Below are 26,298 nucleotides of genomic sequence, written 5' to 3'. Positions count from 1 at the left end.
CGCTGTGGCGCTCCCAATCCGGGCCCGACAGGGCCTGTGTGGGCAGACACGGTACCGCCACCGCACGGCGATCAGCCGATCAGGACCACGTCGAGTTCCGTGCCGGGGTCGACCGAGGTGGACTCCTCGGGGATGACGATCAGTGCGTCGGCGTGGGCGAGGGCGGCCACGAGATGGGAGCCGGAGCCGCCGACCGGGGTGATGGAGCCCGCCTCCGCGTCATACGTACCGCGCAGGAACTGGCGGCGGCCGGCCGGGGACGACAGCGGTTTGTCCGCCACCAGCGTGGCGCGGACGGTCGGGCGGTGGACATCCTCCAGGCCCATCAGGGTGCGGATCGCGGGCCGGACGAACAGCTCGAAAGAGACGTACGACGAGACCGGATTGCCCGGGAGGGCGAGCAGCGGGGTGTGTTCCCGGCCGATCGAGCCGAAGCCCTGCGGCTTGCCGGGCTGCATCGCGAGCTTGCGGAAGTCGATACCGCTGCCCGCCTCGTCCTCGTCGCCGACGGAGGAGAGCGCCTCCTTGACGACGTCGTACGCCCCGACGCTGACGCCGCCCGTGGTGACGACCATGTCGGCGCGGATCAGCTGGTCCTCGATGGTGGCGCGCAGCGTGTCCGCGTCATCGGTGACGGCGCCGACCCGGTAGGCGATGGCGCCCGCGTCCCGGGCCGCTGCGGTGAGCGCGAAGCTGTTGGAGTCGTAGATCTGGCCCTCGCCCAGCTGCTCGCCGGGCTGGACCAGTTCGCTGCCGGTGGACAGGACGACCACGCGGGGGCGCGGGTGCACCCGTACCGTGCCGCGGCCGATGGCGGCCAGCAGGCCGATCTGCGGCGGCCCCAGGACCGTACCCGCCTCCAGCGCGAGGTCACCGGCCTGCACATCGCTGCCGCGCGCGCGGACATGGCCGCGGGCCTCGACCGAGCGGTACACCAGCACCTCGCCGCTCGCGCCGTCGGGACCTTCGCCGACCGGGCGCATGGTGGTGGCCGCGCCGCCGCCCGTACCGCCGTCGGTCCACTCGACCGGGACGACGGCCTCGGCTCCGGGCGGCAGCGGGGCGCCGGTCATGATCCTGGCGGCCTCGCCGGGGCCGACGCGGGGCAGCGAGCCGCCGCCCGCGGCGACATCACCGACGACGGTCAGCGAGGCGGGGAACTCCTCGGTGGCGCCCGCGACATCGGCCGTACGGACCGCGTAACCGTCCATGGAACTGTTGTCGAACGGCGGCAGCGCCACCGGCACCGTGACGTCCTCGACGAGGACGCAGCCCTGGGCGTCCGGCAGTTGCAGCTCGATGGGGTCGAGCGGCCGGACCGCGGCCAGGATGTCCGCGAGATGCTCATCCACCGACCAGAGCTGCTCCTGGCCGGTGGCCGGTGCCGATTCTGCCGTACCGCTCAAGGCGCTACATCTCCTCGCTGACGTAACTGCGGAGCCAGGCCCGGAAGTCCGGGCCCAGGTCTTCACGTTCGCATGCGAGTCTGACAATGGCACGCAGATAGTCGCCGCGGTCGCCTGTGTCATAGCGGCGGCCCTTGAAAACGACGCCGTGGACGGGTCCGCCGACCTCCTCGTCCGCCGACAACTGCTGAAGGGCGTCGGTGAGCTGGATCTCACCTCCGCGGCCCGGCTCGGTCTTGCGCAGTATCTCGAAGACGGCCGGGTCCAGGACATAGCGGCCGATGATCGCGTAGTTGCTGGGCGCGTCGGCGGTGTCGGGCTTCTCGACCAGGTCGTGCACCTTGACCACGTCGGCGTCGCCGGTGGGCTCGACCGCGGCGCAGCCGTAGAGATGGATCTGCGCGGGGTCGACCTCCATCAGCGCGACGACGCTGCCGCCCTCACGCTCCCGGATCTCGACCATGCGGGCCAGCAGCGGATCACGCGGGTCGATCAGGTCGTCGCCCAGCAGGACCGCGAACGGCTGGTCGCCGACGTGCGGTGCGGCGCAGAGGACGGCGTGGCCGAGCCCTCTGGGGTCTCCCTGGCGCACGTAGTGCATGGTGGCGAGGTCGCTGGACTCCTGGACCTTCGCGAGGCGTTCGGTGTCTCCCTTGCGGGTGAGCGCCTCTTCGAGCTCGTAGTTCCGGTCGAAGTGGTCCTCAAGAGGGCGCTTGTTGCGGCCGGTGACCATGAGGACGTCGGAGAGCCCGGCGGTCACCGCCTCTTCGACCACGTACTGGATCGCGGGCTTGTCCACGACCGGCAGCATCTCTTTGGGCGTGGCCTTGGTGGCGGGCAGGAACCGGGTGCCGAGGCCTGCGGCGGGGATGACAGCCTTGGTGATCCTGGGGGGCGACTGAGTCATACGGAGCACAATATCGGTCTCGTATGGGCGGAAGATGATGCTCCGGTTAACTTTCGACTCATACAAACACATACGAGAGGTTTGTGATGTCCGGTGAGTGAGGACATGCGCGGAAAAGCAGCCGTACGAAGTGAACTCCTCGCCGCGAGAGGCCTGCTGTCCAGTGAAGACGCGCGGAAGGCCGCCGCGGTTCTGGCGCGACGCGCATTGGATCTTCCGGAACTGGCCCGGGCCCGTACCGTCGCCGCCTACGTCTCCGTAGGAAGCGAGCCCGGCACGCGCGCGTTGCTCGACACCCTGCGCGCGCGGGGCGTACGGGTACTGCTGCCGGTGCTGATGGCGGACAACGATCTCGACTGGGCGGTCTACGCGGGGACGGAGCGTCTGGTGCGCGCGGGACGGGGCCTGCTGGAGCCCGACGGTACGCGGCTCGGCGCGGACGCCGTCCTGGCCGCGGAGGTCGTGCTGCTGCCCGGCCTCGCGGTGGACGGGCGCGGGATGCGGCTGGGCCGGGGCGGCGGCTCGTACGACCGGGTCCTCGGCCGGCTGGCCCGCGCCGGGGCGGCGCCCGCGCTGGCCGTCCTGCTGTACGAGAACGAGGTGGTCGCGCGGGTTCCGGAGGAACCGCACGACCACCCCGTACAGGCAGTGGTGACACCGGAGGGCGTCAGGCGCTTCGACGCCCCGGCCGGACGCCGTCAGCACCAGGGCTGACGGCGTCCGGAGCCGGGACGGACGCGGCGCGGCGCCGTCAGCGTGTTTACGGTGTCAGCGTCAGGGTGTCGGTCGTGCCGCGTTCCACCACGTTGACGCTGTAGGACCAGTCGAGCAGCTCGCCCTTGGCCCACTTGTCCGTCTGATCGGTGTAGTGCGCGCTGTACGCGTGCCCCGAGGCGCCCGTCAGGTTGATCCACCGGGACTTGTCCCAGTCACCCACATTGACGACCATGCGCATCGACGGAACCCAGATGACCTCGTAGCCGCCCGCGGCGTTCCAGCCCGTCGCATCGACCGTGGCCTCGCCGCCGCCCAGATTCCACGGGCCGCGGTTGAGCATGAACTGCAGGAAGCCGGGTCCTTCGGTACCGAGGGTCTGGTTCTTCAGCGTCAGCTGGTGCAGCCGGCCCCAGTTCCAGCTGGAGATGTCCTTGCCGAGCTTGGCGGTCAGCTCCCAGCGGGCGTCCACCATGGCGCGCTTGAGCAGCCCGTCACGGGTCTTGATGTCGTCGTCACCGCCCTTGCCCGGGGTGCTCCACCACGCGTTGTCCTCGTCCTTGATGATCTTCCGTACGACCTCGTACCAGCGGTCACCGCCGTCCGGCTGGGCCGAATCCGGGTCGCGCTGACCGCACTCGCGCACCACCTTGTCGAGATCGTCCACCGGCCCGGTGCTGTCGGCGGTGCGGACGTTGAGGCACTCACCCTTGACCCGCACCTCCTTGGGCAGCTTGTTGCCGAAGGCGAGCTTGAGGACATTGCGCCAGACCGCGTTGAAGTAGGCGGCGGCCGCCGAGTCGGGTTCCTGCGTGCCGTCCCAGCCTTCGAGGAGCTTCTGCGCCTCGCGGATGGCGGGGTCCGAGACATCGATCTTGAGCAGATAGGGCATCAGGACCGTGGCGATCTGGCTGCTGTTGTCCATCTGCATGGTCTGCATGTCGTCGGTCGAGATCTTCCCGCCGTCCTTGATCTTCGACTCGATCAGGTCGTTGATCCGCTGGCTGCGGGCGCCGTAGCCCCAGTCCTCGGTCAGCGGGTACGGGTAGGTGTCGGCGTCTATGACGGCCTGGTTGGCGGTGACGATGTAGCCGCGCTTCGGGTCGTACTCGTACGGCAGCTCATCGAAGGGGATGTACCCCTTCCACTTGTACTTCGGATCCCAGCCGGGAGCCGGCATCCTGCCGTCGAACCCGTCGGAGCGGACCGGGATCTTCCCCGGCGCCTGGTAGCCGATGTGGCCCTTGGTGTCGGCGTAGATGAGGTTCTGCGAGGGGACCTCGAAGTGCTCGGCGGCCTTGCGGAAGCCGGTGAAGTCCTTGGCCTTGTTGAGCTCGAAGACCGCGTCCATGGACTTGCCTGGCTGCAGCGCGGTCCACTGGAGCGAGACGGCGTAGCCGTCGCCGCGGTCGGGCGCGACATCGCCGACCGGGGCCTTGTCGCCGACCTTCTCCAGCTCGCCGTCGCGGTCGGAGACCACAGGACCGCGGTCGGTGGAGCGGACGGTGATCTTCCTGGCGGGCGCCCCCGCGATCTTGATGGTCTCCTCGCGGGTCTTGAACCGCTTCTGGCCGTCGCCGTACTGGTAGGAGTCGCCGTCGACCTTCTCCAGATAGAGATCGGTCACATCGGCGCCGAGGTTGGTGAAGCCCCAGGCGATGTCCTGGTTGTGGCCGATGATCACGCCCGGCATCCCGGAGAAGGTGTAGCCGGCGACGTCGTACCGGCAGGTCGCCGAGACGCTGCGGCAGTGCAGACCCATCTGGTACCAGAGCGAGGGCAGCTGGGGCGCGAGGTGAGGGTCATTGGCGAGCAGCGGCTTGTTCGTGGTCGTGTACTTGCCGGAGACGACCCAGGAATTGGAGCCGATGCCGTTGCCGCTCGGGCCGAGCAGCGCGGGGATGTCGTCGAGGGTGTCGGAGAGGGCGTCGAGCCGGGAGTCCAGGCTCTCGGCGGCGCCGGCCGGGCTGTTCGTGCCTATGGCGTTACCGGTGCCGGTTCCGCCGGTCCCGGCGCCCGTGTTTCCGGTGCCGGTCCCGGTGCCCGTACCCAGACCGGTCCCGGCGCCCGTGCCGTCCACCGCCTGGCCGCCGGGCTCGGCGTCGGGGTCGTACTTCCCGGTGATGGGGTCGATGCCGCCCTCGGCGACGATCGGCTTGTTCCTGTCGTACGGATACGACGGGTACAGGTCCTCGATCTGGTTCTTGCTCAGCCGGCTGGTCAGCAGCGAGCGGTCGATCTCGTCCTGCATGTTGCCGCGCAGGTCCCAGGCCATGGCCTTGAGCCAGGCCACCGAGTCGACGGGGGTCCACTTCGCGGGCTTGTAGTCGTTCGTGAAGTTCAGCGCGGCGTACTCGACCGAGAGGTCCTTGCCGTCCTTGCCCTGGAGATAGGCGTTGACGCCGTCCGCGTACGACTGGAGGTTCTTCTTGGTCTCCGCCGACAGCATCGTGTCGTACTCGCGCTGAGCCACCCCGCGCCAGTCGAGGGTGCGCAGGAAGGCGTCGGTCTTGACCTGGCCGGGACCGAACATCTCGGAGAGCCGGCCGGAGGTCATATGGCGCCGGACGTCCATCTCCCAGAAACGGTCCTGCGCCTGGACATAGCCCTGGGCGCGGAACAGGTCCTGGTCACTGTTGGCATAGATCTGGGGGACGCCGTAGCTGTCGCGTCTGACGTCCACGCGGCCTGAAAGGCCCTTGAGCTCGATCGTCCCGGTGGTCTGGGGCAAGGAGGCACGGACCGTGCTGACGCCCCAGTACGTGCCGTAGCCGATACCCGCGACAAGCGCCAGCACCAGGACGATCACGATCAGACGGGCGCGTCGCCCCTTCTTTTTGGTGGAAGGGGGGGCTGTGTTGGCGGGCATCGCTGTCCTTCGAGGGGCAGGGTGGTCCTGGGAATGCTGGAGCAACCATAGGCGCAGCCGTTCCCCGCCCCCGACGCGGTGTCATGTTGTGCGACTCATCGGACGATCACACAGCGCTCGTACTGGCACTCGACGGCGTCAAGAAAACGTTAAAGATTAGGTAAGGTAACGAAAGTACCGGCCGCCGGAGGAACGATCCGGCGCGCGCGAGGGGAAGGATCGGCCGCTGACTGTCCACCAGCTCAATGAACTCCTGCTCATCAGCTCGCTCGTGCTGCTGATCGCGGTCGCCGCAGTACGGATCTCGTCCCGGAGCGGGCTCCCCAGCCTGCTGCTGTACCTCGGGATCGGGATCGCCATAGGGCAGGACGGCATCTTCAACGTCAAGTTCGACAACGCCGGACTGACGCAGGTATTCGGCTATGCCGCGCTCGTGGTGATCCTGGCCGAGGGCGGCCTCGGCACCAAGTGGAAAGAGGTCAAACAGGCGCTGCCCGCCGCGGTCGCCCTGTCGACCGTCGGGCTCGCGGTGAGCGTGGGGGTCACCGCGGCCGCCGCGCACTATCTGGTCGGTCTGGAGTGGCGGCAGGCGCTGATCATCGCCGCCGTCGTCTCCTCGACGGACGCGGCCGCGGTCTTTTCCGTGCTGCGCAAGGTGCCGCTGCCGTCCCGGGTGACCGGGGCGCTGGAGGCGGAGTCGGGTTTCAATGACGCCCCCGTGGTGATCATTGTGGTCGCGCTCTCCGCCGCGGGCCCGGTGGAGCACTGGTACGTCCTGGTCGGCGAGATCGCGCTGGAACTGGCGATCGGCGCGTGCGTCGGACTCGCGGTGGGCTGGGTGGGCGCCTTCGGCCTGCGGCATGTGGCCCTGCCCGCGTCCGGCCTCTACCCGATCGCCGTCATGGCCATCGCGGTCTCGGCGTACGCGGTCGGCGCCACGGCGCACGGCAGCGGCTTCCTCGCCGTCTATCTCGCCTCGGTGATCCTCGGGAATTCCAAGCTGCCACACGCGCCGGCCAACCGCGGCTTCGCGGAGGGCCTCGGCTGGATCGCGCAGATCGGCATGTTCGTCCTGCTCGGACTGCTGGTGACGCCGCACGAGCTGGGCGACGACTTCTGGCCCGCGGTGATCGTCGGCCTCGTGCTGACGGCGGTGGCACGGCCGCTGGCGGTCCTGATCAGCCTGCTGCCGTTCCGTATCCCGTGGCAGGAGCAGACGCTCATGTCCTGGGCCGGGCTGCGCGGCGCGGTGCCCATCATCCTGGCGACCATCCCGATGGTGTCGGGCATCGAGGGCAACCGCCGGATCTTCAACATCGTCTTCGTGCTGGTCGTGGTGTACACGCTGGTGCAGGGGCCGACGCTGCCCTGGCTGGCGAAGGCGCTGCGGCTCGGCGGCTCCTCGGACGCGGCCGATCTGGGCATTGAATCGGCGCCGCTGGAGCGGCTGCGCGGCCATCTGCTCTCCGTGGCGATCCCCCGGGGGTCGAAGATGCACGGCGTGGAGGTCGGCGAGCTGCGGCTGCCGTCGGGGTCCGCGGTGACTCTGGTCGTACGGGACGGAAAGAGCTTCGTACCGCTGCCGGCGACCGTGCTGCGCCGGGGCGACGAGCTGCTCGTGGTGGCCACGGATCCGGTACGGGACGCGGCGGAGCGGCGGCTGCGGGCGGTCGGACAGGGCGGAAAGCTGGCCGGGTGGCTGGGGACGGGCGCGGGTGCCGGTGCCGGTACGGGCGCGGGCCTCGGCGGAAGACCCGGGTGAGCCAGGAGGATCCGGGCGCGGGTCTCGGCGGGGGACCCGGGCGAGCACATCGCGTAATCGCAGGTCTACCGGGATGACGCCCAAACCTTTCCCAGGTGGCATGAGATTCGTACCTGTACGATGAAGGCACATTTGATCGACCAACTCTGCCTGACGCAGTGCTGGCGCGACCGTATGGCGGCCGTGGCGTTTCCCGTAGTGGGCCCTGGTATCTACCGCAGTTCCGCGCAAGAGGACAGCTCTCGGCCGCGCCCGCACATCCGGGGGCTCGCTACCAGGTGGCAGAAAGGCAAGGGCCGTGTCCCGCAACACGGTCGATTTCGTCGAGGGCACCAAGGCGGCCTCAGGCGCTGACGGGTTCTCCCGCACCGGGACAATCCCGGGCGCCGAGGGGGCCGCGGTGCCCCGCCCGGGTTACGGGCGGCTGCTGCGCACCCCCGGCGTCTGGACGTTCCTGCTGCCCGGCTTCGCCGCCCGGCAGCCCTTCGCGATGCTGACGATCGGCATCGTCCTGCTCGTCCAGCACACCACCGGCTCGTACGGCAGCGCCGGGGCCGTCGCCGCCGTCACCGGCGTGTCCATGGCGCTCTTCGCACCGCAGGGCGGCAAGCTCGCGGACCGGTTCGGACAGCGCGCGGTACTGGTACCTGGCGTGCTGCTGCACACGGTGTCCGTGGCCGCGCTGATCGGCCTCGCGCTGGCCGGCGCCCCCCTGTGGGCGCTGTTCGTCGCGGCCGTCCCGACGGGGGCCTCCGTCCCGCAGGTCGGACCCATGGTGCGGGCCCGCTGGGCCGCCGTACTGGGCGGCACCTCGCCCACCTCCCCCGGTTCTCGGGCCCACCGGTCCGGAGGGGCTTCGGCGCTGCTGCCGACGGCGGCCGCCTTTGAATCCGTGACGGACGAATTCACCTTCGTCATCGGTCCTGTGCTCGCGACCGCGCTGTGCACCGGGGTGCACCCGGCGGCCGGGCTGATCGCGGAAGCCGTGCTGACGCTGGCCGGCGGGCTGCTCTTCGCCGCTCAGCGGCATACGCAGCCGCAGCCCAACGGGCGCGGGGCAGGAGCCTCGGCAGGGGCGCGCACGTCCGCGCTGTCCGTGCCGGGGGTACGGGTACTGGTCGTGGCGTTCCTCGGGATCGGTTCGGTCTTCGGCGGGATGCAGGTCTCGCTCACGGCCTTCGCCGCGGAGATCGGCGACCCCGGCGCGAACGGCGTGCTGTACGGGATCTTCGCGGCGGGCAACATGCTCGCGGGGATCGTGTGCGGCGCCGTCGCCTGGAAGGTCGGGCCGCGCCGCAGGCTGATGGTCGGGTACGCGGGGCTGACGCTGGCCGCCTCCACGCTGTGGGCGGTGGACTCCGTACCACTGCTCGCCGGACTCGGGCTGCTGGTCGGACTCTGCATCGCGCCCGCGCTGATCACGGGCTACACGCTGGTGGAATCGCTGGTGCCCGCCTCGGCCCGCACCGAGGCCTTCACCTGGCTGACCGGCGCGGTCGCGCTGGGGCAGGCCGCGGCGGTCACGCTCGCCGGACAGCTCGCGGACGCGCACGGGGCGAGCGCGGGATTCGTGGTGCCACTGCTGGGCACGGCGCTGGCGCTGGCCACCCTGGTCATGCTGCGATCACGGCTGGCTCCGACGGTCCCAGGGCTCGTCGCGATGCGTGTGATGAGTCACCGCGCGCCGGTGACAGTGGACTGATCGCGCGGAATACGTCACTATGGAGCGTCGTTAGCACTCATTGAGTGAGAGTGCCAGGAGGAGCAAGTGCCGACCTATCAGTACCAGTGCACCGAGTGTGGCGAGGGCCTCGAGGCGGTGCAGAAGTTCACCGATGACGCCCTTACCGTGTGCCCCAATTGCGAGGGACGCCTGAAGAAGGTGTTCTCCGCGGTCGGCATCGTCTTCAAGGGCTCCGGGTTCTACCGCAACGACAGCCGTGGCTCGTCGTCGAGCAGCGCGCCGGCTTCGGCGGGCGCCGCAGGCTCGGCCGCTTCGGGCAGCAAGTCGTCGGAGTCCAAGACCGCTGCCGCGGCCTCGGCCTCCTCGTCGTCCTCCGGTTCTTCGGGCGGCTCCGGGTCGGGATCGGGCTCCAGCTCGTCCAGCTCGGGGTCTTCCAGCTCCGGCTCGTCGAGCAGCTCCAGCGGTTCCTCGGCCGCCTGACGGCCGTCGGATCCCGCTCCACCAGGACCTCGCCGTTTCGTACGGGCGGGGTCCTTGGCGTATGTCCGTGCGGCTAATGTGATCGCCATGGCGAACGCAGAAATCGGCGTGATCGGTGGCTCGGGCTTCTACTCCTTCCTGGAGGACGTGACCGAGGTCCCGGTGGAGACCCCGTACGGACCGCCCAGTGACTCCCTCTTCCTCGGCGAGATCGCCGGCCGCCGGGTCGCGTTCCTGCCCCGGCACGGGCGCTCCCACGACCTCGCACCGCACCGCATCAACTACCGCGCCAATCTGTGGGCGCTGCGGTCCGTCGGTGTGAAGCAGGTGCTGGGGCCGTGCGCGGTGGGCGGGCTGCGGCCGGAGTACGGGCCGGGCACGCTGCTCGTACCCGATCAGCTGGTGGACCGTACGAAGGCACGCACGCAGACCTACTACGACGGGGTGCCGCTGCCGGACGGAAGCGCCTCCAAGGTCGTGCATGTCTCGCTCGCCGACCCCTACTGCCCCGAGGGGCGCAAGGCGACGCTCGCGGCGGCGCGTGGTCGTGACTGGGAGCCGGTGGACGGCGGGACGCTCGTGGTCATCGAGGGACCGCGCTTCTCCACGCGGGCGGAATCGCGATGGCACGCGTCGATGGGCTGGTCGGTGGTCGGGATGACCGGGCACCCCGAAGCCGTACTCGCTCGTGAACTGGGCCTCTGCTACACCTCCATGACGCTCGTGACGGACCTGGACGCGGGGGCGGAGACCGGCGAGGGGGTCTCCCACGAGGAGGTCCTCGAAGTCTTCGCCGCCAATGTCGACCGGCTGCGCACGGTGCTCTTCGACGCGGTGGGCGGACTGCAGGCGAGCGAGACGCGGGACTGTCTGTGCACGCACGCCCTGGACGGGATCGACACGGGGCTCAAGCTCCCCTGAACCCACGCTCCCCTGATCACGCGTGAACCATGCGCGAGGGCGGCGGAATTGCCCCGGCACCTGCGGGAACCACTCGCGCGGGTGAGGGACTTGTCCACAACCGGCAGCTGATCCACAGGCCGCGGCGGGATCGTGGCGGACCGTGGATCGTGAGGACCGATCGCAGAAACTCCTCACGGCAGGCGGTGGTTGCCATGTCCCGTCCCTTCGCGGACGATCCGTCGTTTTCTCCTCCCTTTTCTCCTCCCTTCACCCGCTCCCCCTCGGATCCCGCCCACTCGTCGGTCTCGTCGCTCTCCTCCGGCCCGTTGATCTCGTCCGGCCCGTCCGGTTCGTCGGTCTCGTCGGGCTCGTCGTCCGGCCCGTCCGGCTCGTCGGCGCCGGAGCCGCGCGGCGTGCCGCCGTTCGATCCGCTGCGGGTGCGCGGCTCCGGGCAACGGTTGCGCCGGGCGGTGCTCAGGCGGCGGCGCGCGATGGCGGCCGGGCTGGCCATGACGGCCGCCGCGCTGGCCGCCGGCGGAGCGGGCGGCGGGGTCGGTGCGGCGGCCGACGCCGATGCCCGCGCGGAGGCTGCGGCCGGTGCCATCGGCGCGGGGCCGCCGCCCGAGCGGCAGTCCGCTCAGCCGCCCGCGAGGATGAGGATGGTGTCCGCGCCGGTACGGATCGCCGACGCGGCGACCGTCCGGCTGCTGCGCCCGGGAGACCTTGTCGATGTGATCTCGGCCGCGGTGTCCCCGCTGGGCTCGGCAGGAGCGGCGGAGGGAGGGCCCGAGGCGCGGGTGGTGGCGACGGGCGTCCGGGTGGCCGAGATTCCCACGGTGGACGAGACCGCTTCGGACGGCGGAGCACTGGTGGTGCTGTCCGTGCCGCGTGCGGTCGCGGCGGCGCTGGCCGGCGCGAGCGCCACATCACGCCTGGCGGTGACGTTGTGCTGAGCCGAGGGGTGCTGAGCCGAGTGGTACCGGGTCGAGCGGTGATGAGCCGAGTGGTGCTGAGAGTGAGGGGTCGCGCAGGCGAGCTGTGGCGTCGCCTCGTCGCGTGTGCGGATTGGACAGCGCGGGCAGGCGCTGCCGTAGGTTGCGGGGCAGCTTGTCATCCCTACCGCACATGTGAAGAAAGGCTCACTCGTGAGCAAGGAGAAGGAGAGCGTGCTGGCGGGCTTCAAGGCCTTCCTGATGCGCGGCAACGTGATCGACCTCGCGGTCGCGGTGGTCATCGGCGCCGCGTTCACCAACGTCGTGAACTCTCTCGTCAAGGGCATCATCAACCCGGTCGTCGGCGCGTTCGGCACGCAGGACCTGGACCAGTACAGCTCATGTCTACAGGCGCCGTGCACCATGAAGGGGGGCGAGGTCGTCAAGGGCATTCCGATCATGTGGGGAACGGTGCTGAGCGCGGTCCTCACGTTCCTGATCACGGCAGCCGTCGTGTACTTCCTGATGGTGCTGCCCATGTCCAAGTACCTCGCCAGGCGGGCCAGGCAGCAGGCCGCCAAGGAAGAGGTCCAGGAGGTCATGGACGTCAGCGAGCTGGAGGTGCTGAAGGAGATCAGGGACGCCCTCATCGCGCAGCGCGTCCCGGGACAGGCCGCCGCTCCAGGACAGAACCCGCAGAGCCACCCGTAGCGGCCCGCTCACCCGCCGGGGCTCAGATGTGGTGGGGAGGCTTCTCGTCGAGGAAGCGGGCCAGGTCGGCGGCGCTGTCGCCGCTCCCGGTGGACCGGTCTCCCCAGCCACGGTCCGTATCGTCCGAGGACTGCTGGTCCAGCGGATCGTCAAAGATCAACGCCGGATTCGGACGGGGCGGCCGTGACTGCTCCGCGCCTCGCGGCTCGGGGGTGGGGGCGGTGCTCATACCCCCAGCGTACGGGGGCGTGTACGGGGCGAGGTGCGCGCGCTCGCCGCTTCCGGTGCGCACGCTCGCCGCTGCCGCCGATAGGCGTGGTACGGATGGGCTCCATGGCACCCAATGACGCACTGACCGATGTGGCCGGCCTGCGGGTCGGGCACGCGAGCGTGGCCGGGGAGCGTGCCCTCACCGGCACCACCGTCGTCCTCGCCCCGGAGGGCGGCGTGGTGGCCGCCGTGGACGTACGGGGCGGGGGTCCTGCCACCCGGGAGACCGACGCCCTCGACCCGCGCAATATCGTCCAGCGCGTCGAGGCGCTCGTGCTGACGGGCGGCAGCGCGTACGGACTCGACTCCGCGTCCGGCGTGGTGGCGTGGCTGGAGGAGCGCGGACGCGGTGTCCGAGTCGGTCCCGATCCCGCCCAGGTGGTGCCGGTCGTCCCGGCCGCCGGAGTCTTCGACCTCGGGCGCGGTGGCGACTGGACGGTCCGCCCGGACGCGGCGACGGGCCGCGCGGCGGTGGAGGCGGCGGCCCGTACGGAGAGCGGGGCCCCGGTCCCGGAGGGCGCGGTGGGCGCCGGGACGGGCGCGCTCGTCGGCCCGCTCAAGGGCGGGATCGGTACGGCGAGTACGGTCCTGGACTCCGGGGTCACCGTCGCCGCCCTGGTCGTGGCCAACGCGGCGGGCTCCGCGGTCGATCCGCTGACGGGCGTGCTGTACGGGCGGTATTTCAGCGGCCGGGTGGACTATCCGGCGCCCGAGGTCCATGAGGCGGCGCGGCGGCGCCTGGCCGAGCTGCGCGAGCGGAACGGTCCCGCACCGCTCAATACCACGCTCGCCGTGGTCGCCACCGACGCCGAACTGACCCGCGCCCAGGCGCAGAAGCTCGCGGGTACGGCGCACGACGGCATCGCGCGCGCCGTCCGTCCCGTACATCTGCTCAATGACGGGGACACCGTCTTCGCCCTGTCGACGGGCCGGCGGGCTCTCCCCGAGGAGGATCCGCTCGCGCTCAACGAGGTGCTCGCGGCGGGCGCGGACGTCGTGACCAGGGCGATCGTGCGGGCCGTACTCTCGGCGGAGAGCGTCGAAGGGCCAGGGGGCGCGTTTCCTTCGTACCGTGAGCTGTACGGCGCGGCCGAGGGGCTCGACTCTCTTACGGGCGGCGCGAGTTGAGGGGGCGCGCGGGAACTTTACGTACGCCCTTATCGTTTTCTCAAACTTGGGACACGATGTCACCCCTAGGGGCTACGTTATGCAATCACCAAGTGACATGCGGCGACGGCCTGGAGACCCACCTTGAACGATCCGTACGAGACAACCGAGACGCACCTCGAGCGACTCCTGGGTCGGGCACTCAACTCCTTCGACCTGCCTGACGCGTTGGTCGAGCGGCTCGACAATGCGCTGGCGCACGCCAGCTCGCTGTGTTCCGCGCACCACAGTGCGGGGCGGCACCGCGAGACCTACCGGCACGCCTATCTCCTGGCGGACGGCAGCGCGCTCATCCTCTGGGAGCTGGTGCACAACACCGGCCGGGACGGCACCCGGCTCCACGAGCTGTACATGGACGAGTCCGACGTCCAGCTCGCGGCGGCCCGGCTCGACCGCCCCGGCGGTCCGGAGGCGCAGCGAACCTCCGCCACCGGGCCGGAGGGACAGGAAGGGCCGGACGGACCCGAGGCGCGGCCTCATTCGTCCGGGCCGCCGCTGGACGATGTCGCGGCCGGTCTGCTCGCGGAGCTGGAATGCGAGCGCACCGCCGAGATCGACGCGCATCTCGCCCTGATCCGCGGCCTGCGTGCCTTGCCCTCGACCCCGGCCCCGCGCCACCGGATGTACTCCGCGGACAACTCCCCCGACCACGCCCGCCGGGTGCTGCGCCGCGCGGAGAACGCCGACCGGCCGGGCGAGGACACGGCGCGACTGCTGCGGACGGCATTCGCGCACCACATCACGCAGGTCTTCGGCCGTCAGTGCCAGGTCGACGGCAAGGACGCGGGCTTCATGCTCTACGAGCACGCGTTCCTGCTGATCGACGGCAGTGAGACGAGCCTGTGGGAGGTGGAGCACACGGCCACGCCGGACGGCCGCCACATGTGCGAGGTGTACACGGAGGAACGCACCGCGCGCGAAGCGATGATGCTGCGCGCACAGGTGCAATGAGCTGAGGCCCGGTGAAGCGCCGGGCCGCGCCGTGCGGTGAGGCACGGTGCGGTGCGGTGAGGCGCCGTGGGGTGAGGCGTCGTGCGGTGCGGTGAGGTGCGGCCAAGGTGAGGCCGTACGCCGGCGGGGTGCGCGGCGTACGGCCGTGAGGGCCGGGCTCAGGCGGCCACCGGCACCTTGGCTTCCGCCGCCGCTCCCCCGTCCCCGGCCGCTCCCGCCGCCGCGCCCTGCTCCGGACGGCCCGTCTTCCGGGCTCCCTTGAGCAGGATGACAAGTCCGGTGCTGACCGCCGTACCCGCCGCGATGGCGACCAGGTAGAGCACCGGGTTGCCGATCAGCGGGATCACGAAGATGCCGCCGTGCGGGGCCCGCAGGGTGCACTCGAAGGCCATCGACAGCGCACCGGTCACGGCGCCGCCCACCATCGCCGACGGGATCACCCGCAGCGGGTCGGCCGCGGCGAAGGGGATCGCGCCCTCGGTGATGAAGGACGCGCCCAGCACCCAGGCGGCCTTGCCGTTCTCCCGCTCGGTGCGGGTGAACAGCTTGCCGCGTACGGTCGTGGCGAGCGCCATCGCGAGCGGCGGGACCATGCCCGCGGCCATCACGGCGGCCATGACCTTGAGGCTGCCCTCGTTGGGGTTGGCGAGACCGCCGACCGCGAAGGCGTACGCCACCTTGTTCAGCGGCCCGCCCAGGTCGAAGCACATCATCAGGCCGAGCACGACGCCAAGGATGATCGCGTTGGCCCCGGAGAGTCCGGACAGCCAGTCGGTCAGCGCCTTCTGGAGCGAGGCGATGGGTTTGCCGACCACCAGGAACATCAGGAAGCCGACGATCGCGGAGGAGACCAGTGGGATCACGACGACCGGCATGATGCCGCGCAGCGGGGTCGGCACCTTCAGCCGCTGGATGGCCATCACGGTGCCACCCGCGATCAGGCCGGCGGCCAGACCGCCGAGGAAGCCCGCGTTGATGGTGAGGGCGATGGAGCCGCCGACGAAGCCGGGCACCAGACCTGGGCGGTCGGCCATCCCGTACGCGATATAGCCCGCGAGGACGGGCACCAGGAAGCTGAACGCCAGACCGCCGATCTGGAACAGCAGAGCGGCCCAGCTGGTGTGCTCCGTCCAGATGAAGTGCTCGGCGACGGACGGCGCCTTGTTGATGGTGTAGCCGCCGAGGGCGAAGCCGAGGGCTATCAGGAGTCCGCCGGCGGCCACGAACGGGACCATGTAGCTCACGCCGGACATCAGCCACGTGCGCAGCTTGCTGCCGTAGCCCTCGCCGGGCTCGCCGGCGTTGTCCACGGGTGAGGCATGGCCGGTGCCGGACACGGCTCCGGTGATCTCGCCGCGTTCGGCCTTGCCGCGCACCTCGGCGATCAGTTCGGCGGCCCGGTTGATGCCGGCCTTGACGCCGACGTCGACGGTGGGCTTCCCGGCGAACCGCTCCTTCTCCCGTACGGGCACGTCATGCGCGAAGATCACGCCGTCGGCGGCGGCGATGACGGCGGGGTCGAGCCGGTTGAACCCGGCCGATCCCTGGGGCTCCACGACCACCTCGACGCCCGCGACCTGTCCGGCCTGTTCCAGGGACTCGGCGGCCATGTAGGTGTGCGCGATCCCGGTGGGGCAGGAGGTCACGGCGACGATCCGGAAGACATGACCGCCACCGGACGAGTCGCCGGTCGGGTCACCAGCCGGGTCGCCTGACGCGGTGGCGTCCGTCCCGTCGCCCACACCCGCGTCCACGCCCGCGTCCGTACCCGCCTCCGCGCCCGCCTCCGCGCCTGCGCCCGCCTCGGGGGCCGTGGGCGGCGCCGTGGCGGCGGCATCGGCCTCCGCGCCCGTCTGCGGCTCCTCGCCGCTGATCAGGGAGGCCGTCGCCGTCGCGTCCGTCGCCGTCCGCAGGGCAGCGGTGAAGTCCGCGTCCATCAGGCGGCGGGCGAGGGCCGACAGGATCGTCAGATGGGCGTCGTCGGCGCCGGCCGGGGCCGCGATCAGGAAGATCAGGTCCGCCGGGCCGTCCGGGGCTCCGAAGTCGATGCCCCGCGCCGAGCGGCCGAAGGCCAGGGTCGGTTCGCTGACATGAGCACTGCGGCAGTGCGGGATGCCGATGCCGCCGTCGAGGCCGGTCGGCATCTGCGCCTCGCGCGCCGCCACGTCGGCCAGGAAGCCGTCCAGGTCGGTGACCCGGCCCAGGGCCACCATCCGCTCGGCCAGCGAGCGGGCCGCGGCTTCCTTTGTCTCGGCGGCCAGGTCGAGGTCGACCAGGTCCGCGGTGATCATGCCGCTCATCGCGGACTCCTTTGCTCGCATATCGCGCAGGTCAGGTTCAGAAGGGTCGGATTCAGGCGGGTCGGATTCAGAGGGAGGCAGAAAGAAAGCGAACGGGCAGAACTCATGAGGCGGGCTCCGTGAGGGGACGGTCCAGCGGGATATCCGCGGTCACCGTGACCGCCGACGGGTCCAGGTCCGCGGGCGACGGCATCACGCTGCCCGGCAGCTGCACCGCCGCCGCGCCGTGCGCGACGGCGGACGCCAGGGCGTCCGGGCCTTCGCCGCCCGCCGCCAGGAAGCCGGCCAGGGAGGCATCACCCGCACCGACATTACTTCGGACGGCGGCGACCGCGGCGAAGCCGAAGTACGTCCCCGCGTCCGAGACCAGCAGCTGACCGTCCGCGCCGAGGCTGGCGAGGACGGACCCGGCGCCGTACGTCCGCAGTTCTTCCGCGGCCTTGACCGCGTCGCCCACCGTGACGAGGGGGCGGCCGACGGCCCGGGCGAGTTCCTCGGCGTTCGGCTTGACCACATCGGGCCGCTCCCGGAGCGCGGCCAGCAGCGAAGGACCTGAGGTGTCCAGCGCGATCCTGGCCCCGGCGTGATGGGCGCGGGCGACCAGCTCGGCGTACCACTCGGGGGCGAGCCCGCGCGGCAGGCTGCCGCAGCAGGCGATCCAGGCCACGGAGTCCGCGTGCGTACGGACCTGCGTACGGACCTGCGCGTGGATCTGCGTACGGACCGTGGAGAGCAGCGACTCCGACTCGGCGGCGGTCAGCTCGGGCCCCGGCGCGTTGATCTTCGTCAAGGTGCCGTCGGGCTCGGCCAGCGCGATGTTGGAGCGGGTGGCACCGGCGACCGGCACCGGAGCGACCTCGATGCCCTGCCTCGCGAGCAGCTCGGCGACGAGCGCGCCCGGCGCACCGCCGAGCGGCAGTACGGCGACCGTGCGCCGCCCGGCCGCGGCGAGGGCCCGCGAGACGTTGACGCCCTTGCCGCCGGGGTCCATGCGCTCGGCGGTGGCCCGCAGCACTTCGCCGCGGTCGAGGGCCGGGACTTCGTACGTACGGTCCAGGCTCGGGTTCGGGGTGACGGTGAGGATCATGCGGCGCGTGCTCCTAAACACTCAGCACTTCGGCGCCCGCGGCCTCGACCGCCGCGGCGTCCGAAGGGCTGAGCCCGCTGTCGGTGATGAGCAGATCGACATCGGCCAGCGCGCCGAAGCGGGCGAAGTGCTCCTGGCCGTGCTTGGCCGAGTCGGCTAGCAGCACCACCCGCCGGGCGGCCCCGATGAGCGCGCGCTTGACGGCGGCCTCGGCGAGGTCCGGGGTGGTGAGACCGCCGTCGGGCGAGAACCCGTTGGTGCCGAGGAAGACGACATCGGCGCGGATCTCCCCGTACGCCCGCAGCGCCCAGGCGTCGACGGCCGCCCGCGTGCGGTGCCTGACCCTGCCGCCGACGAGATGGAGGTCGATGCCGGGGTGGTCGGCGAGGCGGGCCGCGACGGGCAGCGCGTGGGTGACGACGGTGAGCCCACAGTCCAGCGGAAGAGCCGCCGCGAGCCGGGCCACGGTCGACCCCGCGTCGAGGATCACACTCCCGTCCTGCGGCAGCTCGGCGAGCGCCGCGTGCGCGATGCGGTCCTTCTCGTCGGCGGCGGTGGACTCGCGCTCCGCGAGGTCGGGCTCGAAGTCGAGCCGCCCGGCCGGTATGGCCCCGCCGTGCACCCGCCGTACGAGCCCGGCGCGGTCGAGGGCCTTGAGATCCCGCCGTACGGTCTCGGCGGTGACCTGGAACTCCTCGGCGAGCGACAGCACATCGACGCGGCCGCCCTCACGGGCCAGGCGCAGGATCTCCTGCTGACGCTCCGGTGCGTACATGTGGGTTTACGTCCGTTCCGTGCCCGAACCTGTGGTTTCGCGGACACGCTACGCCCGGATTTCCAGAAAGTAAACAGATCCGGGCGCGGTACGGACACGATCGGGCATCGCACCCGCACCCGCGCCCCCTCACCCCGCGTCCCGAACGCACCACGACCGCAGGCACGTCGAAGCCCCGGCAGCCAGTGGCCGCCGGGGCTGGTCCGACGCGCATCGGGCGTACGGCCGACGCGCGGCTGACGCGCCGAGCCGTTACTCCGCGACGCCCGCCTCCTCCACGTGCGCGCTCGGCCGGGCCGGCAGCGCGAACATCACCGCGAAGATCGCCACGAGCACCGCCACGACCCACCACAGCGCGTTCTGGAACCCGTCGGCGAAGGCCGAGCCCAGCGCACCCGCCGCGCCCGGCTGTCCTGCGGCGGCCATCCGGTCGTCGACCACCCCGAAGAACACCACCGACACCAGCCCGAGCCCCAGCGCGTTGCCCATCTGCTGCGTGGTGTTGATCAGGCCGGACGCCGAGCCCGAGTGCTCGCGCGGCACCCCCGACAGCACCGCGTCCGTCAGCGGCGCCACGATCAGGCCCATCCCGAGGCCCATGACCACCAGCGGCAGCGCCATCTGCCAGGAGTGGATCCCCATCCCGTACCGCCCGGCCTCCCAGATGTAGAGCAGCAGGCCCACCACCATCGTCAGCGCGCCCGCCTGGAGCACCTTCCGGCCGAAGCGCGGCACCAGCTTCTGTACGGACAGCCCGGCCGCGACCGACACCGCGATCGAGAACGGCACTCCCGTCAGGCCCGCCCGCAGCGGGCTCCAGCCGAGACCGACCTGCATGTAGAGCGTCCAGACCAGGAAGAAGATGCCCAGCGCGACACCGAAGGTGAGCTGTACGGCGATGCCCGCGGCGAAGCTCCGCACCTTGAACAGCGACAGCTCCACCAGCGGCGACCCGTCCTTGCGCGCCTTCCGCTTCTCGTACGCGACGAAGCCCGCGAAGACGGCCAGGCTGCTGATCATGCACACATGGCCCCACAGCGGCCAGCCCAGCTCACGCCCGCGCGTCAGCGGATAGATCAGCATCAGCAGCGAGCCCGTCACCAGCACCACCCCGACCAGGTCGAGCCGGAGCGCCTGGGGAGCCTTGGACTCGGTGATGAACTTCCGGCCGAGCAGCACACCCGCGATCCCGACCGGCAGATTGATCAGGAAGATCGGGCGCCATTCGAGACCGAAGAGGTTCCACTGCGTGAGCAGCGCGCCGAGCAGCGGGCCCGAGACGGCGCCGAGGCCGATGATCGCGCCGAACATCCCGAAGACCTTGCCGCGTTCGTGCGCGGGGAAGGTGACATGAATGATCGCCAGCACCTGAGGCACCATCATCGCGGCCATCGCGCCCTGGAACAGCCGGGAGCCGACCAGCATCTCCGGGCTCGCCGCGAAGCCGCAGAGCGCGGAGGCGATCGTGAAGCCGGTGATACCTATCAGAAAGAGCCGCTTACGGCCGTAGATGTCACCGAGCCGGCCACCCGTGATCAGCCCGGCGGCGAAGGCCAGCGCGTATCCGGCGGTGATCCACTGGATCGCTCCGAACGTGGCCCCCAGATCCCGTTCGATGCTCGGGATGGCGATATTGACGATGGTGACGTCGACCAGGTCCATGAAGGCCGCGGTCATGACCACGGCCAGCGCCAGCCAGCGACGGCGGTCGGCGGACCCGGAACCGGACTCGGAACCGGACCCGGAAGCAGCACCGTCGCCAGAAGAGGCACCGGCGCCGGACTCTGCGGAATGGGAGGCCGTATCCAGTACGGCGGGCGAGGAGGAGGAGCTCATGCGGAGCAAGCTAGCGGCCATCTAGGTCAGATGATGTCCTAGATGGCGCGCACCATGGATCCCATGACCGACACCCCGGCACGGCTCCTCAGTCTGCTCTCCCTCCTCCAGACCCCGCGCGAGTGGCCGGGCAGCGAGCTGGCCGAGCGTCTCGATGTCAGCCCGCGCACCATCCGCCGCGACATCGACCGGCTGCGCGACCTCGGCTACCCCGTCGAGGCCACCAGGGGCGCGATCGGCGGCTACCGGCTGGTCGCCGGTACGGCCATGCCACCGCTGCTCCTCGACGACGAGGAGGCCGTCGCCATCGCGGTCGGACTGCGGGCCGGGGCCGGCCACGCCATCGAGGGCGTCGACGAGGCTTCCGTACGCGCTCTCGCCAAGCTGGAACAGGTGCTGCCGTCCCGGCTGCGGCACCGCGTCTCCACCCTCCAGACCGCGACGATCCCGCTCACCCGGGGCGACGGCGCGACCATCGACCCGCGCACGCTGACCGTGATGGCCGCCGCCGTCACCGGCACCGAGCGGCTGCGCTTCGCCTATCGCTCCAGGGACAGTACGGAGACCAGACGGCAGGTCGAGCCGTACCGGCTGGTCTCCACCGGCCGGCGCTGGTACCTGGTGGCGTACGACCTCGGGCGCGACGACTGGCGTACGTTCCGCGTCGACCGGGTCAGCGACCCGTTCGCGACCGGCGCGCGCTTCAGCCCGCGCGAGCTGCCGAGCGGGGACGCGGCGGAGTTCCTGAGCCGGTCCATGTCCCGGATGCAGCCGCGGATCGAGGTGGATGTGAGCTTCGCGGCACCCGCCGAGTTCGTGGCGGGGCGGCTGCCCGCCGTCCTCGGCACACCGGAGCCGACCGGCCAGGACTCCTGCCGGCTGCGCACCACGGCGAGCGACTCCCTGGAGTGGCTGGCGGTCCGACTGGCCTTGGTGGACTGCGAGTTCACCGTCCATGGGCCGGCCCAGCTGACCGACCATCTGAGCGAACTGGGGGCCAGGCTCACCCGGGCGGCAGCCACAGGACCCGAAACGAGCGCTGCCATCCCGGGCGCTGACACCGGAAGGACCACGAGCCCCGGAAGGACCACAGGACAGAGGTGAGCCCCGGCACCTGGGGGGGGTTGGTGCCGGGGCTCGTCTGAGGGGGCCGACGAATCGGCCGGCTCGTACAGAGAAACAGTACGAGTAAGGGGGACACTACGGCTACAGGACGGCGACGTCACGCCGCCGCGTCGAAACCTGTGTCCCGAGCCATTTTCTTCAGCTCCAGGAGCGCGTGCTTCTCTATCTGCCGGATCCGCTCCCGGGTCAGGCCGTGCTGCTTGCCGACCTCGGTCAGCGTCCGCTCCCGGCCGTCCTCGATGCCGTACCGCATCTTGATGATGGAGGCCGTACGGTCGTCGAGCTTGCCGATCAGGTCTTCGAGCTCCTCGCTGCGCAGCAGCGTGAGCACGGACTGCTCCGGCGAGACGGCGGAGGTGTCCTCCAGGAGATCACCGAACTGCGTGTCCCCGTCGTCGTCCACCGACATGTTCAGGCTGACCGGGTCACGGGCCCAGTCCAGCACATCGTTGACCCGGGACGGGTTCGAACCCAGCTCGGCGGCGACCTCGGCGGGCTCGGGATCCCGGCCGTTCTCCCGGTTGAACTCGCGCTGCACACGGCGGATCCTGCCCAGCTCCTCCACCAGATGAACCGGCAGCCGGATCGTGCGGGACTGGTCCGCTATGGAGCGGGTGATGGCCTGGCGGATCCACCAGGTCGCGTACGTCGAGAACTTGAAGCCCTTGGCGTAGTCGAACTTCTCCACCGCGCGCACCAGGCCCGCGTTGCCCTCCTGGATCAGGTCGAGCAGGGGCAGACCACTGCGCGGGTAGCGGCGCGCCACCGCTACCACCAGGCGGAGGTTCGAGCGTATGAAGACGTCCTTCGCGCGCTCACCCTCGGCGACGAGCGCCTCGAGCTCCTCCTGCGAAGCGCCATCCGCCTCGCTCTCGACCTCTCCGTCGAGGATCTGCCGGGCGTAGACTCCGGCCTCGATGGTCTGGGACAGGTCGACTTCCTTTGCTGCGTCGAGCAGCGGCGTACGCGCGATCTCGTCGAGGTACATGCCGACCAGGTCGCGGTCGGCGATCTCCCCGCCTACAGCGCGAACACTGCTTGCCGCTTTCGTCCCGCCGGTGGCGGTACGACGGGCGACGGCACGGGTTGCCATGCGAGCTCCCTTACTGAACTGAGTAGGTCGCGACACCCTTCCGGGTGCCCTGCATCCGAAGGAAACAACGACTGGAATCCGGACAGAATTCCCAAGCCGTACAGGATTTTCTGTGATCATGCAGTACCCTGTGCCGCCACCGGGGAGGACAGATGGTGCAGGGGGCGACGGAAGTGCAGGTCAGGGCCGGAGCGGCGGCCGACCTCGGCGCGCTCACGGACATCTACAACCACTACGTCCACGAGACCGCCATTACGTTCGACACCGTTGCCTTCACCCCCGAGGAGCGGCTGCCCTGGCTGCGTTCCCACCCTGAAGACGGACCGCACCGGCTTTTGGTTGCTCAGGATGTCCCGTCTGCCCGCATTCTGGGGTACGTAACCAGCAGTCCTTTCCGGCCCAAGCCCGCGTACTCGACGTCGGTCGAGGTCAGCGTCTACTGCGCGCCGGACGCGGCGGGGCGCGGTATCGGCACGCTGCTCTACAAGGCGCTCTTCGAGGCCCTGGAGGGCGAGGACCTGCACCGCGCCTACGCGGGGATCGCCCAGCCGAACGAGGCCTCGGCCCGGCTGCACCTGCGTTTCGGCTTCCGGCACGTCGGGACGTACGAGGAGGTCGGCCGGAAGTTCGGCCGGTACTGGGACGTCGCCTGGTACGAGAAGCCACTCGGCCCCGAGGCCTAGTCCCTGTCCGGCGGATCTTCGCGGGCCCGCCCTAGGTCCAGGCCGTCCCTGGCTGGGTCCACGGCCCGATACGCGCCGCGCGCAACCGGCCTAGCGTGAAGAGTATGGACACCACGGGCATTCTCGACGAATCGCTGGAGCGGCTGCACGTCTCCGGGCCTGAGCGGGACGGCTGGCTGAGCAACCACGGCCCGATGGCCGTGGAGGCGCTGGTACGGCACGGTCAGGCGCCGGTCGTCCATCGCTGGCTGGACTATTACAGCGCGAAGCTGGAGGACATGCCGCCCACCGACACCCCGGTGACGGCGGCGAACTGGCAGGCGGCCCTCGGGGATCCGCGGCGGATCGCCGACTGGACGGTGTACTTCGCGCGCGAGACCGCCGAGCGCCCCTGGCGCGACGTGCTCGCGGAGTGGTGGCCGCGGCTGCTGCCCGGCATCGCGGCCGGGGCGACGCATCCGGCGATCCGGGTGGGGCATGCCGTACGGACACTGCTGACCACGGACGAGACCGCGCCGCGCGTCATGGAGCTGGCGCACGCGCTCGGCTACTGGGCCGCCCGGCATCAGCCGCTGCCGGTGCTCGGACTGCTGGCCCCGGTGCCGGACGCCGCCGCCGCGCTGGACGCCGTACCGCGGGTGCCGGACCAGACGGGCGGGATCGTGGAACGGTTCGCCGGGCTCACCGCCTTCCCGGACTGGCCTCCGGCGCGGGGCCTGCCGCTCGCTCCTGATGACGTACGGGACCGGCTGGCCGAGCTGGTGGCGGCAGCGGTGCACCGGTACGCGAGCCATGGCCACGGCGCGCCGATCATGCTGGTGCATGCCGCGACCGCGCCGAACGCCGTGCTGCGTACCCTGCCCGCGCTCCCCCGCGAGCTGTGGGCGCCGAGCCTGGAGGCGGCCTGGGCGGCGAGCGCCGCGGTCACCGCCGCGTACTCACCGGCCACCCCGGCGCCGTACGCACCGACCCGGCTGACCTCGGAGGAGGTCTTCGAGCGGGCCGCGGCGCACGGCGACGACCATACGATCAAGTTCACCGACACCGCGCTGGATGTCGGGGACGGTACGGCGCTGGCGGCGGCGGTCCGGTCCATCGACCTGAACGAGCCGGCGCTGTAGGGCGACGCTGTACGGCCCCGGCTCGTACGACGCCGGCTCGAGCAGCCCCGGGACGCTCAGCCGAACTGCACCGAACGCTTCGCCAGCCCCATCCAGAAGCCGTCGATCACGCTCCGGCCCGTATCCAGCTCGCCTTCCGACGCCCCCAGCGTCACGAACAGCGGCGCGAAGTGCTCGGTGCGCGGGTGGGCCAGCCGGCCGGCCGGGGCCTTGTGCTCGAAGTCCAGCAGCGCGTCGACGTCCTGCGCCAGCAGCGCCCGTGTCCCCCAGTCGTCGAACTCCGCCGACCAGCCGGGCACCCCGCCGCCCGCCTGTCGCAGCGCGGCCAGGTTGTGGGTGAAGAAGCCACTGCCGACGATCAGCACCCCCTCGTCCCGCAGCGGCGCCAGCCTGCGGCCGATCTCCAGCAGCTTCCGCGGGTCGAGCGTGGGCATGGACACCTGGAGTACCGGAATGTCGGCCTCCGGGAACATCTCCACCAGCGGCACATACGCCCCGTGATCGAGCCCGCGGTCCGGCACGTCCTGTACGGGCACGCCGGGGCCCCGCAGCAACTTCCTTACGGACTCCGCGAGTTCCGGCGCTCCGGGGGCCGCGTACCGTACCCCGCAATAGCGCTCGGGAAAACCCCAGAAGTCGTACACCAGCGGCACGGTCCCGGTCGCGCCGAGCGCGAGCGGGGCCTCTTCCCAGTGGGCGGAGACCATCAGGACCGCCGTGGGCCGGGGCAGCGTCGCGGACCAGGCGGCCAGCTCACGGGGCCAGACGGGATCGTCGGCGAGGGGCGGGGCGCCATGGGAGAGATAGAGGGCGGGCATGCGCTCCGCGACGGCGTTCATGGCGACTCCCCGGTCTGCGTGTGGTCTCTTCCCGGCTGAAGCTATTTGAATCCTCAAGCATTCAGCCCATACGACAGTAGTCGCATCTAGTTTAACTTTCAAGAATGGGTACAGTGGAAGACATGACCATGGCATCCACCGGCAGCGGCGCCGGTACGGGCGGGGAGCCTCGCTGGCTCAGCGACGAGGAGCAGCGCGTCTGGCAGGCGTATGTCCAGGCGACGACGCTGCTGGAGGACCATCTCGACCGCCAGCTCCAGCGCGACTCCGGGATGCCGCACATCTACTACGCGCTGCTGGTGCATCTCGCGCGGGCCCCGCGGCGCCGCATGCGGATGACCCAGCTGGCCATGGACGCCAAGATCACCAGGTCGCGGCTCTCCCATGCCGTTTCCCGGCTGGAGCAGCACGGCTGGGTGCAGCGCGAGGACTGTCCCTCCGACAAGCGCGGCCAGAACGCGTTCCTGACGGACCAGGGCAACGAGGTGCTGAAGCAGGCGGCACCCGACCATGTGGCCGCCGTACGCCAGGCGATCTTCGACCGGCTCAGCCCGGAGCAGGTGACCCAGCTCGGCGAGATCATGCGGGTGATGGCCGAGGGGCTTCAGCCGGAGGGCACGGGAGCGGATCTGCCCTGGCGCCGCTGAACCGCGGCGGCACCAGGGCAGATCCGGCTTCTCTCT

The 26,298-nt window shown here is 70.8% G+C and carries 24 protein-coding genes; 13 read left to right on the top strand and 11 right to left on the bottom strand.

Features of this window, described 5'->3' with window-relative positions; genetic code table 11:
- Positions 1 to 71: 71 nt before the first annotated feature.
- Entirely contained in the window at positions 72 to 1,406 is a 1,335-nt protein-coding gene (gene glp / locus ACZ6MZ_RS14760; protein ID WP_469352066.1) for a molybdotransferase-like divisome protein Glp, read from the bottom strand.
- 4 nt (positions 1,407 to 1,410) lie between these two features.
- On the bottom strand, positions 1,411 to 2,313 hold the full coding sequence (gene galU / locus ACZ6MZ_RS14755) for a UTP--glucose-1-phosphate uridylyltransferase GalU (RefSeq protein ID WP_469352064.1): 903 nt from the start codon (positions 2,311 to 2,313) through the stop codon (positions 1,411 to 1,413).
- 105 nt (positions 2,314 to 2,418) lie between these two features.
- Here galU and ACZ6MZ_RS14750 point away from each other — a divergent pair, with 105 nt between their 5' ends.
- Positions 2,419 to 3,027 (top strand): 5-formyltetrahydrofolate cyclo-ligase, encoded by a 609-nt coding sequence (locus tag ACZ6MZ_RS14750; protein ID WP_469352359.1) that lies wholly within the window; start codon positions 2,419 to 2,421, stop codon positions 3,025 to 3,027.
- Between the two features lie 46 nt (positions 3,028 to 3,073).
- Here ACZ6MZ_RS14750 and ACZ6MZ_RS14745 read toward each other — a convergent pair whose 3' ends face one another.
- The gene (locus ACZ6MZ_RS14745; protein ID WP_469352062.1) at positions 3,074 to 5,896 is read right to left on the bottom strand and encodes a penicillin acylase family protein; all 2,823 of its coding nucleotides are present in this window, start codon (positions 5,894 to 5,896) and stop codon (positions 3,074 to 3,076) included.
- A 271-nt stretch (positions 5,897 to 6,167) separates the two neighbouring features.
- Between ACZ6MZ_RS14745 and ACZ6MZ_RS14740 the strand changes: the two genes are divergently transcribed.
- The 4 genes from ACZ6MZ_RS14740 to ACZ6MZ_RS14725 all read left to right on the top strand — a co-directional run bounded on the left by ACZ6MZ_RS14740 (position 6,168) and on the right by ACZ6MZ_RS14725 (position 10,743).
- On the top strand, positions 6,168 to 7,658 hold the full coding sequence (locus ACZ6MZ_RS14740; protein WP_469352060.1) for a potassium/proton antiporter: 1,491 nt from the start codon (positions 6,168 to 6,170) through the stop codon (positions 7,656 to 7,658).
- Positions 7,659 to 8,034: 376 nt separating this feature from the next.
- Positions 8,035 to 9,360, top strand: a complete 1,326-nt coding sequence (locus ACZ6MZ_RS14735) for an MFS transporter (RefSeq protein ID WP_389790612.1) — start codon at positions 8,035 to 8,037, stop codon at positions 9,358 to 9,360.
- A gap of 66 nt (positions 9,361 to 9,426) precedes the next feature.
- Positions 9,427 to 9,822 carry an FmdB family zinc ribbon protein gene (locus tag ACZ6MZ_RS14730; RefSeq protein WP_384178990.1) on the top strand — a complete coding sequence of 132 codons (396 nt, stop codon included), beginning with the start codon at positions 9,427 to 9,429 and terminating at the stop codon, positions 9,820 to 9,822.
- 87 nt (positions 9,823 to 9,909) lie between these two features.
- Complete coding sequence (locus ACZ6MZ_RS14725) at positions 9,910 to 10,743, top strand: S-methyl-5'-thioadenosine phosphorylase (protein ID WP_383914662.1); 834 nt, start codon at positions 9,910 to 9,912, stop codon at positions 10,741 to 10,743.
- A gap of 16 nt (positions 10,744 to 10,759) precedes the next feature.
- Here the strand turns inward: ACZ6MZ_RS14725 and ACZ6MZ_RS14720 are convergent, their stop codons facing one another.
- Positions 10,760 to 11,236, bottom strand: coding sequence for a hypothetical protein (locus ACZ6MZ_RS14720; RefSeq protein ID WP_469352057.1), 477 nt, complete (start codon positions 11,234 to 11,236; stop codon positions 10,760 to 10,762).
- Between ACZ6MZ_RS14720 and ACZ6MZ_RS14715 the strand changes: the two genes are divergently transcribed.
- Together ACZ6MZ_RS14715 and mscL are read left to right on the top strand one after the other, a co-directional pair.
- Positions 11,217 to 11,678 (top strand): hypothetical protein, encoded by a 462-nt coding sequence (locus tag ACZ6MZ_RS14715; RefSeq protein WP_469352056.1) that lies wholly within the window; start codon positions 11,217 to 11,219, stop codon positions 11,676 to 11,678. The genes ACZ6MZ_RS14720 and ACZ6MZ_RS14715 overlap by 20 nt on opposite strands.
- Positions 11,679 to 11,870: 192 nt before the next feature.
- Positions 11,871 to 12,368 carry a large conductance mechanosensitive channel protein MscL gene (gene mscL / locus ACZ6MZ_RS14710; RefSeq protein ID WP_384178984.1) on the top strand — a complete coding sequence of 166 codons (498 nt, stop codon included), beginning with the start codon at positions 11,871 to 11,873 and terminating at the stop codon, positions 12,366 to 12,368.
- A gap of 22 nt (positions 12,369 to 12,390) precedes the next feature.
- On the opposite strand, the gene ACZ6MZ_RS14705 is transcribed toward mscL, so the two are convergent.
- Positions 12,391 to 12,597, bottom strand: coding sequence for a hypothetical protein (locus tag ACZ6MZ_RS14705; RefSeq protein WP_383914511.1), 207 nt, complete (start codon positions 12,595 to 12,597; stop codon positions 12,391 to 12,393).
- 104 nt (positions 12,598 to 12,701) lie between these two features.
- Between ACZ6MZ_RS14705 and ACZ6MZ_RS14700 the strand changes: the two genes are divergently transcribed.
- Both ACZ6MZ_RS14700 and ACZ6MZ_RS14695 read left to right on the top strand, forming a co-directional pair.
- Positions 12,702 to 13,766 carry a P1 family peptidase gene (locus tag ACZ6MZ_RS14700; RefSeq protein ID WP_469352053.1) on the top strand — a complete coding sequence of 355 codons (1,065 nt, stop codon included), beginning with the start codon at positions 12,702 to 12,704 and terminating at the stop codon, positions 13,764 to 13,766.
- A 123-nt stretch (positions 13,767 to 13,889) separates the two neighbouring features.
- Positions 13,890 to 14,756, top strand: a complete 867-nt coding sequence (locus ACZ6MZ_RS14695; protein ID WP_469352051.1) for a DUF6227 family protein — start codon at positions 13,890 to 13,892, stop codon at positions 14,754 to 14,756.
- 158 nt (positions 14,757 to 14,914) lie between these two features.
- On the opposite strand, the gene ACZ6MZ_RS14690 is transcribed toward ACZ6MZ_RS14695, so the two are convergent.
- The 4 genes from ACZ6MZ_RS14690 to ACZ6MZ_RS14675 form a co-directional block, all read right to left on the bottom strand.
- Complete coding sequence (locus ACZ6MZ_RS14690) at positions 14,915 to 17,056, bottom strand: PTS fructose transporter subunit IIABC (protein ID WP_469352049.1); 2,142 nt, start codon at positions 17,054 to 17,056, stop codon at positions 14,915 to 14,917.
- A 103-nt stretch (positions 17,057 to 17,159) separates the two neighbouring features.
- On the bottom strand, positions 17,160 to 18,143 hold the full coding sequence (gene pfkB, locus ACZ6MZ_RS14685; RefSeq protein ID WP_469352047.1) for a 1-phosphofructokinase: 984 nt from the start codon (positions 18,141 to 18,143) through the stop codon (positions 17,160 to 17,162).
- A 13-nt stretch (positions 18,144 to 18,156) separates the two neighbouring features.
- Positions 18,157 to 18,918 carry a DeoR/GlpR family DNA-binding transcription regulator gene (locus ACZ6MZ_RS14680; protein WP_469352045.1) on the bottom strand — a complete coding sequence of 254 codons (762 nt, stop codon included), beginning with the start codon at positions 18,916 to 18,918 and terminating at the stop codon, positions 18,157 to 18,159.
- A gap of 252 nt (positions 18,919 to 19,170) precedes the next feature.
- On the bottom strand, positions 19,171 to 20,595 hold the full coding sequence (locus ACZ6MZ_RS14675) for an MFS transporter (protein ID WP_469352357.1): 1,425 nt from the start codon (positions 20,593 to 20,595) through the stop codon (positions 19,171 to 19,173).
- A gap of 222 nt (positions 20,596 to 20,817) precedes the next feature.
- Here ACZ6MZ_RS14675 and ACZ6MZ_RS14670 point away from each other — a divergent pair, with 222 nt between their 5' ends.
- The gene (locus tag ACZ6MZ_RS14670) at positions 20,818 to 21,858 is read left to right on the top strand and encodes a helix-turn-helix transcriptional regulator (protein WP_389790597.1); all 1,041 of its coding nucleotides are present in this window, start codon (positions 20,818 to 20,820) and stop codon (positions 21,856 to 21,858) included.
- A 118-nt stretch (positions 21,859 to 21,976) separates the two neighbouring features.
- Here the strand turns inward: ACZ6MZ_RS14670 and ACZ6MZ_RS14665 are convergent, their stop codons facing one another.
- Positions 21,977 to 22,972: a sigma-70 family RNA polymerase sigma factor gene (locus ACZ6MZ_RS14665; protein ID WP_389790598.1), complete on the bottom strand. Its 996-nt coding sequence runs from the start codon at positions 22,970 to 22,972 to the stop codon at positions 21,977 to 21,979.
- A 152-nt stretch (positions 22,973 to 23,124) separates the two neighbouring features.
- Between ACZ6MZ_RS14665 and ACZ6MZ_RS14660 the strand changes: the two genes are divergently transcribed.
- On the top strand, positions 23,125 to 23,655 hold the full coding sequence (locus ACZ6MZ_RS14660; protein WP_386878673.1) for a GNAT family N-acetyltransferase: 531 nt from the start codon (positions 23,125 to 23,127) through the stop codon (positions 23,653 to 23,655).
- 104 nt (positions 23,656 to 23,759) lie between these two features.
- Positions 23,760 to 24,776 carry a questin oxidase family protein gene (locus ACZ6MZ_RS14655; RefSeq protein ID WP_389790599.1) on the top strand — a complete coding sequence of 339 codons (1,017 nt, stop codon included), beginning with the start codon at positions 23,760 to 23,762 and terminating at the stop codon, positions 24,774 to 24,776.
- 56 nt (positions 24,777 to 24,832) lie between these two features.
- Here ACZ6MZ_RS14655 and ACZ6MZ_RS14650 read toward each other — a convergent pair whose 3' ends face one another.
- Positions 24,833 to 25,615 (bottom strand): dioxygenase family protein, encoded by a 783-nt coding sequence (locus ACZ6MZ_RS14650; protein ID WP_469352043.1) that lies wholly within the window; start codon positions 25,613 to 25,615, stop codon positions 24,833 to 24,835.
- 122 nt (positions 25,616 to 25,737) lie between these two features.
- On the opposite strand from ACZ6MZ_RS14650, the gene ACZ6MZ_RS14645 reads away from it, so the two are divergent.
- Positions 25,738 to 26,262, top strand: coding sequence for a MarR family winged helix-turn-helix transcriptional regulator (locus ACZ6MZ_RS14645; RefSeq protein WP_384178959.1), 525 nt, complete (start codon positions 25,738 to 25,740; stop codon positions 26,260 to 26,262).
- Positions 26,263 to 26,298: the final 36 nt, after the last annotated feature.

Source organism: Streptomyces sp. NPDC042201, from assembly GCF_055582185.1.
The sequence above is the reverse complement of the archived record's forward strand: the minus strand, read 5'-3'. Positions and strand labels throughout refer to the sequence as shown.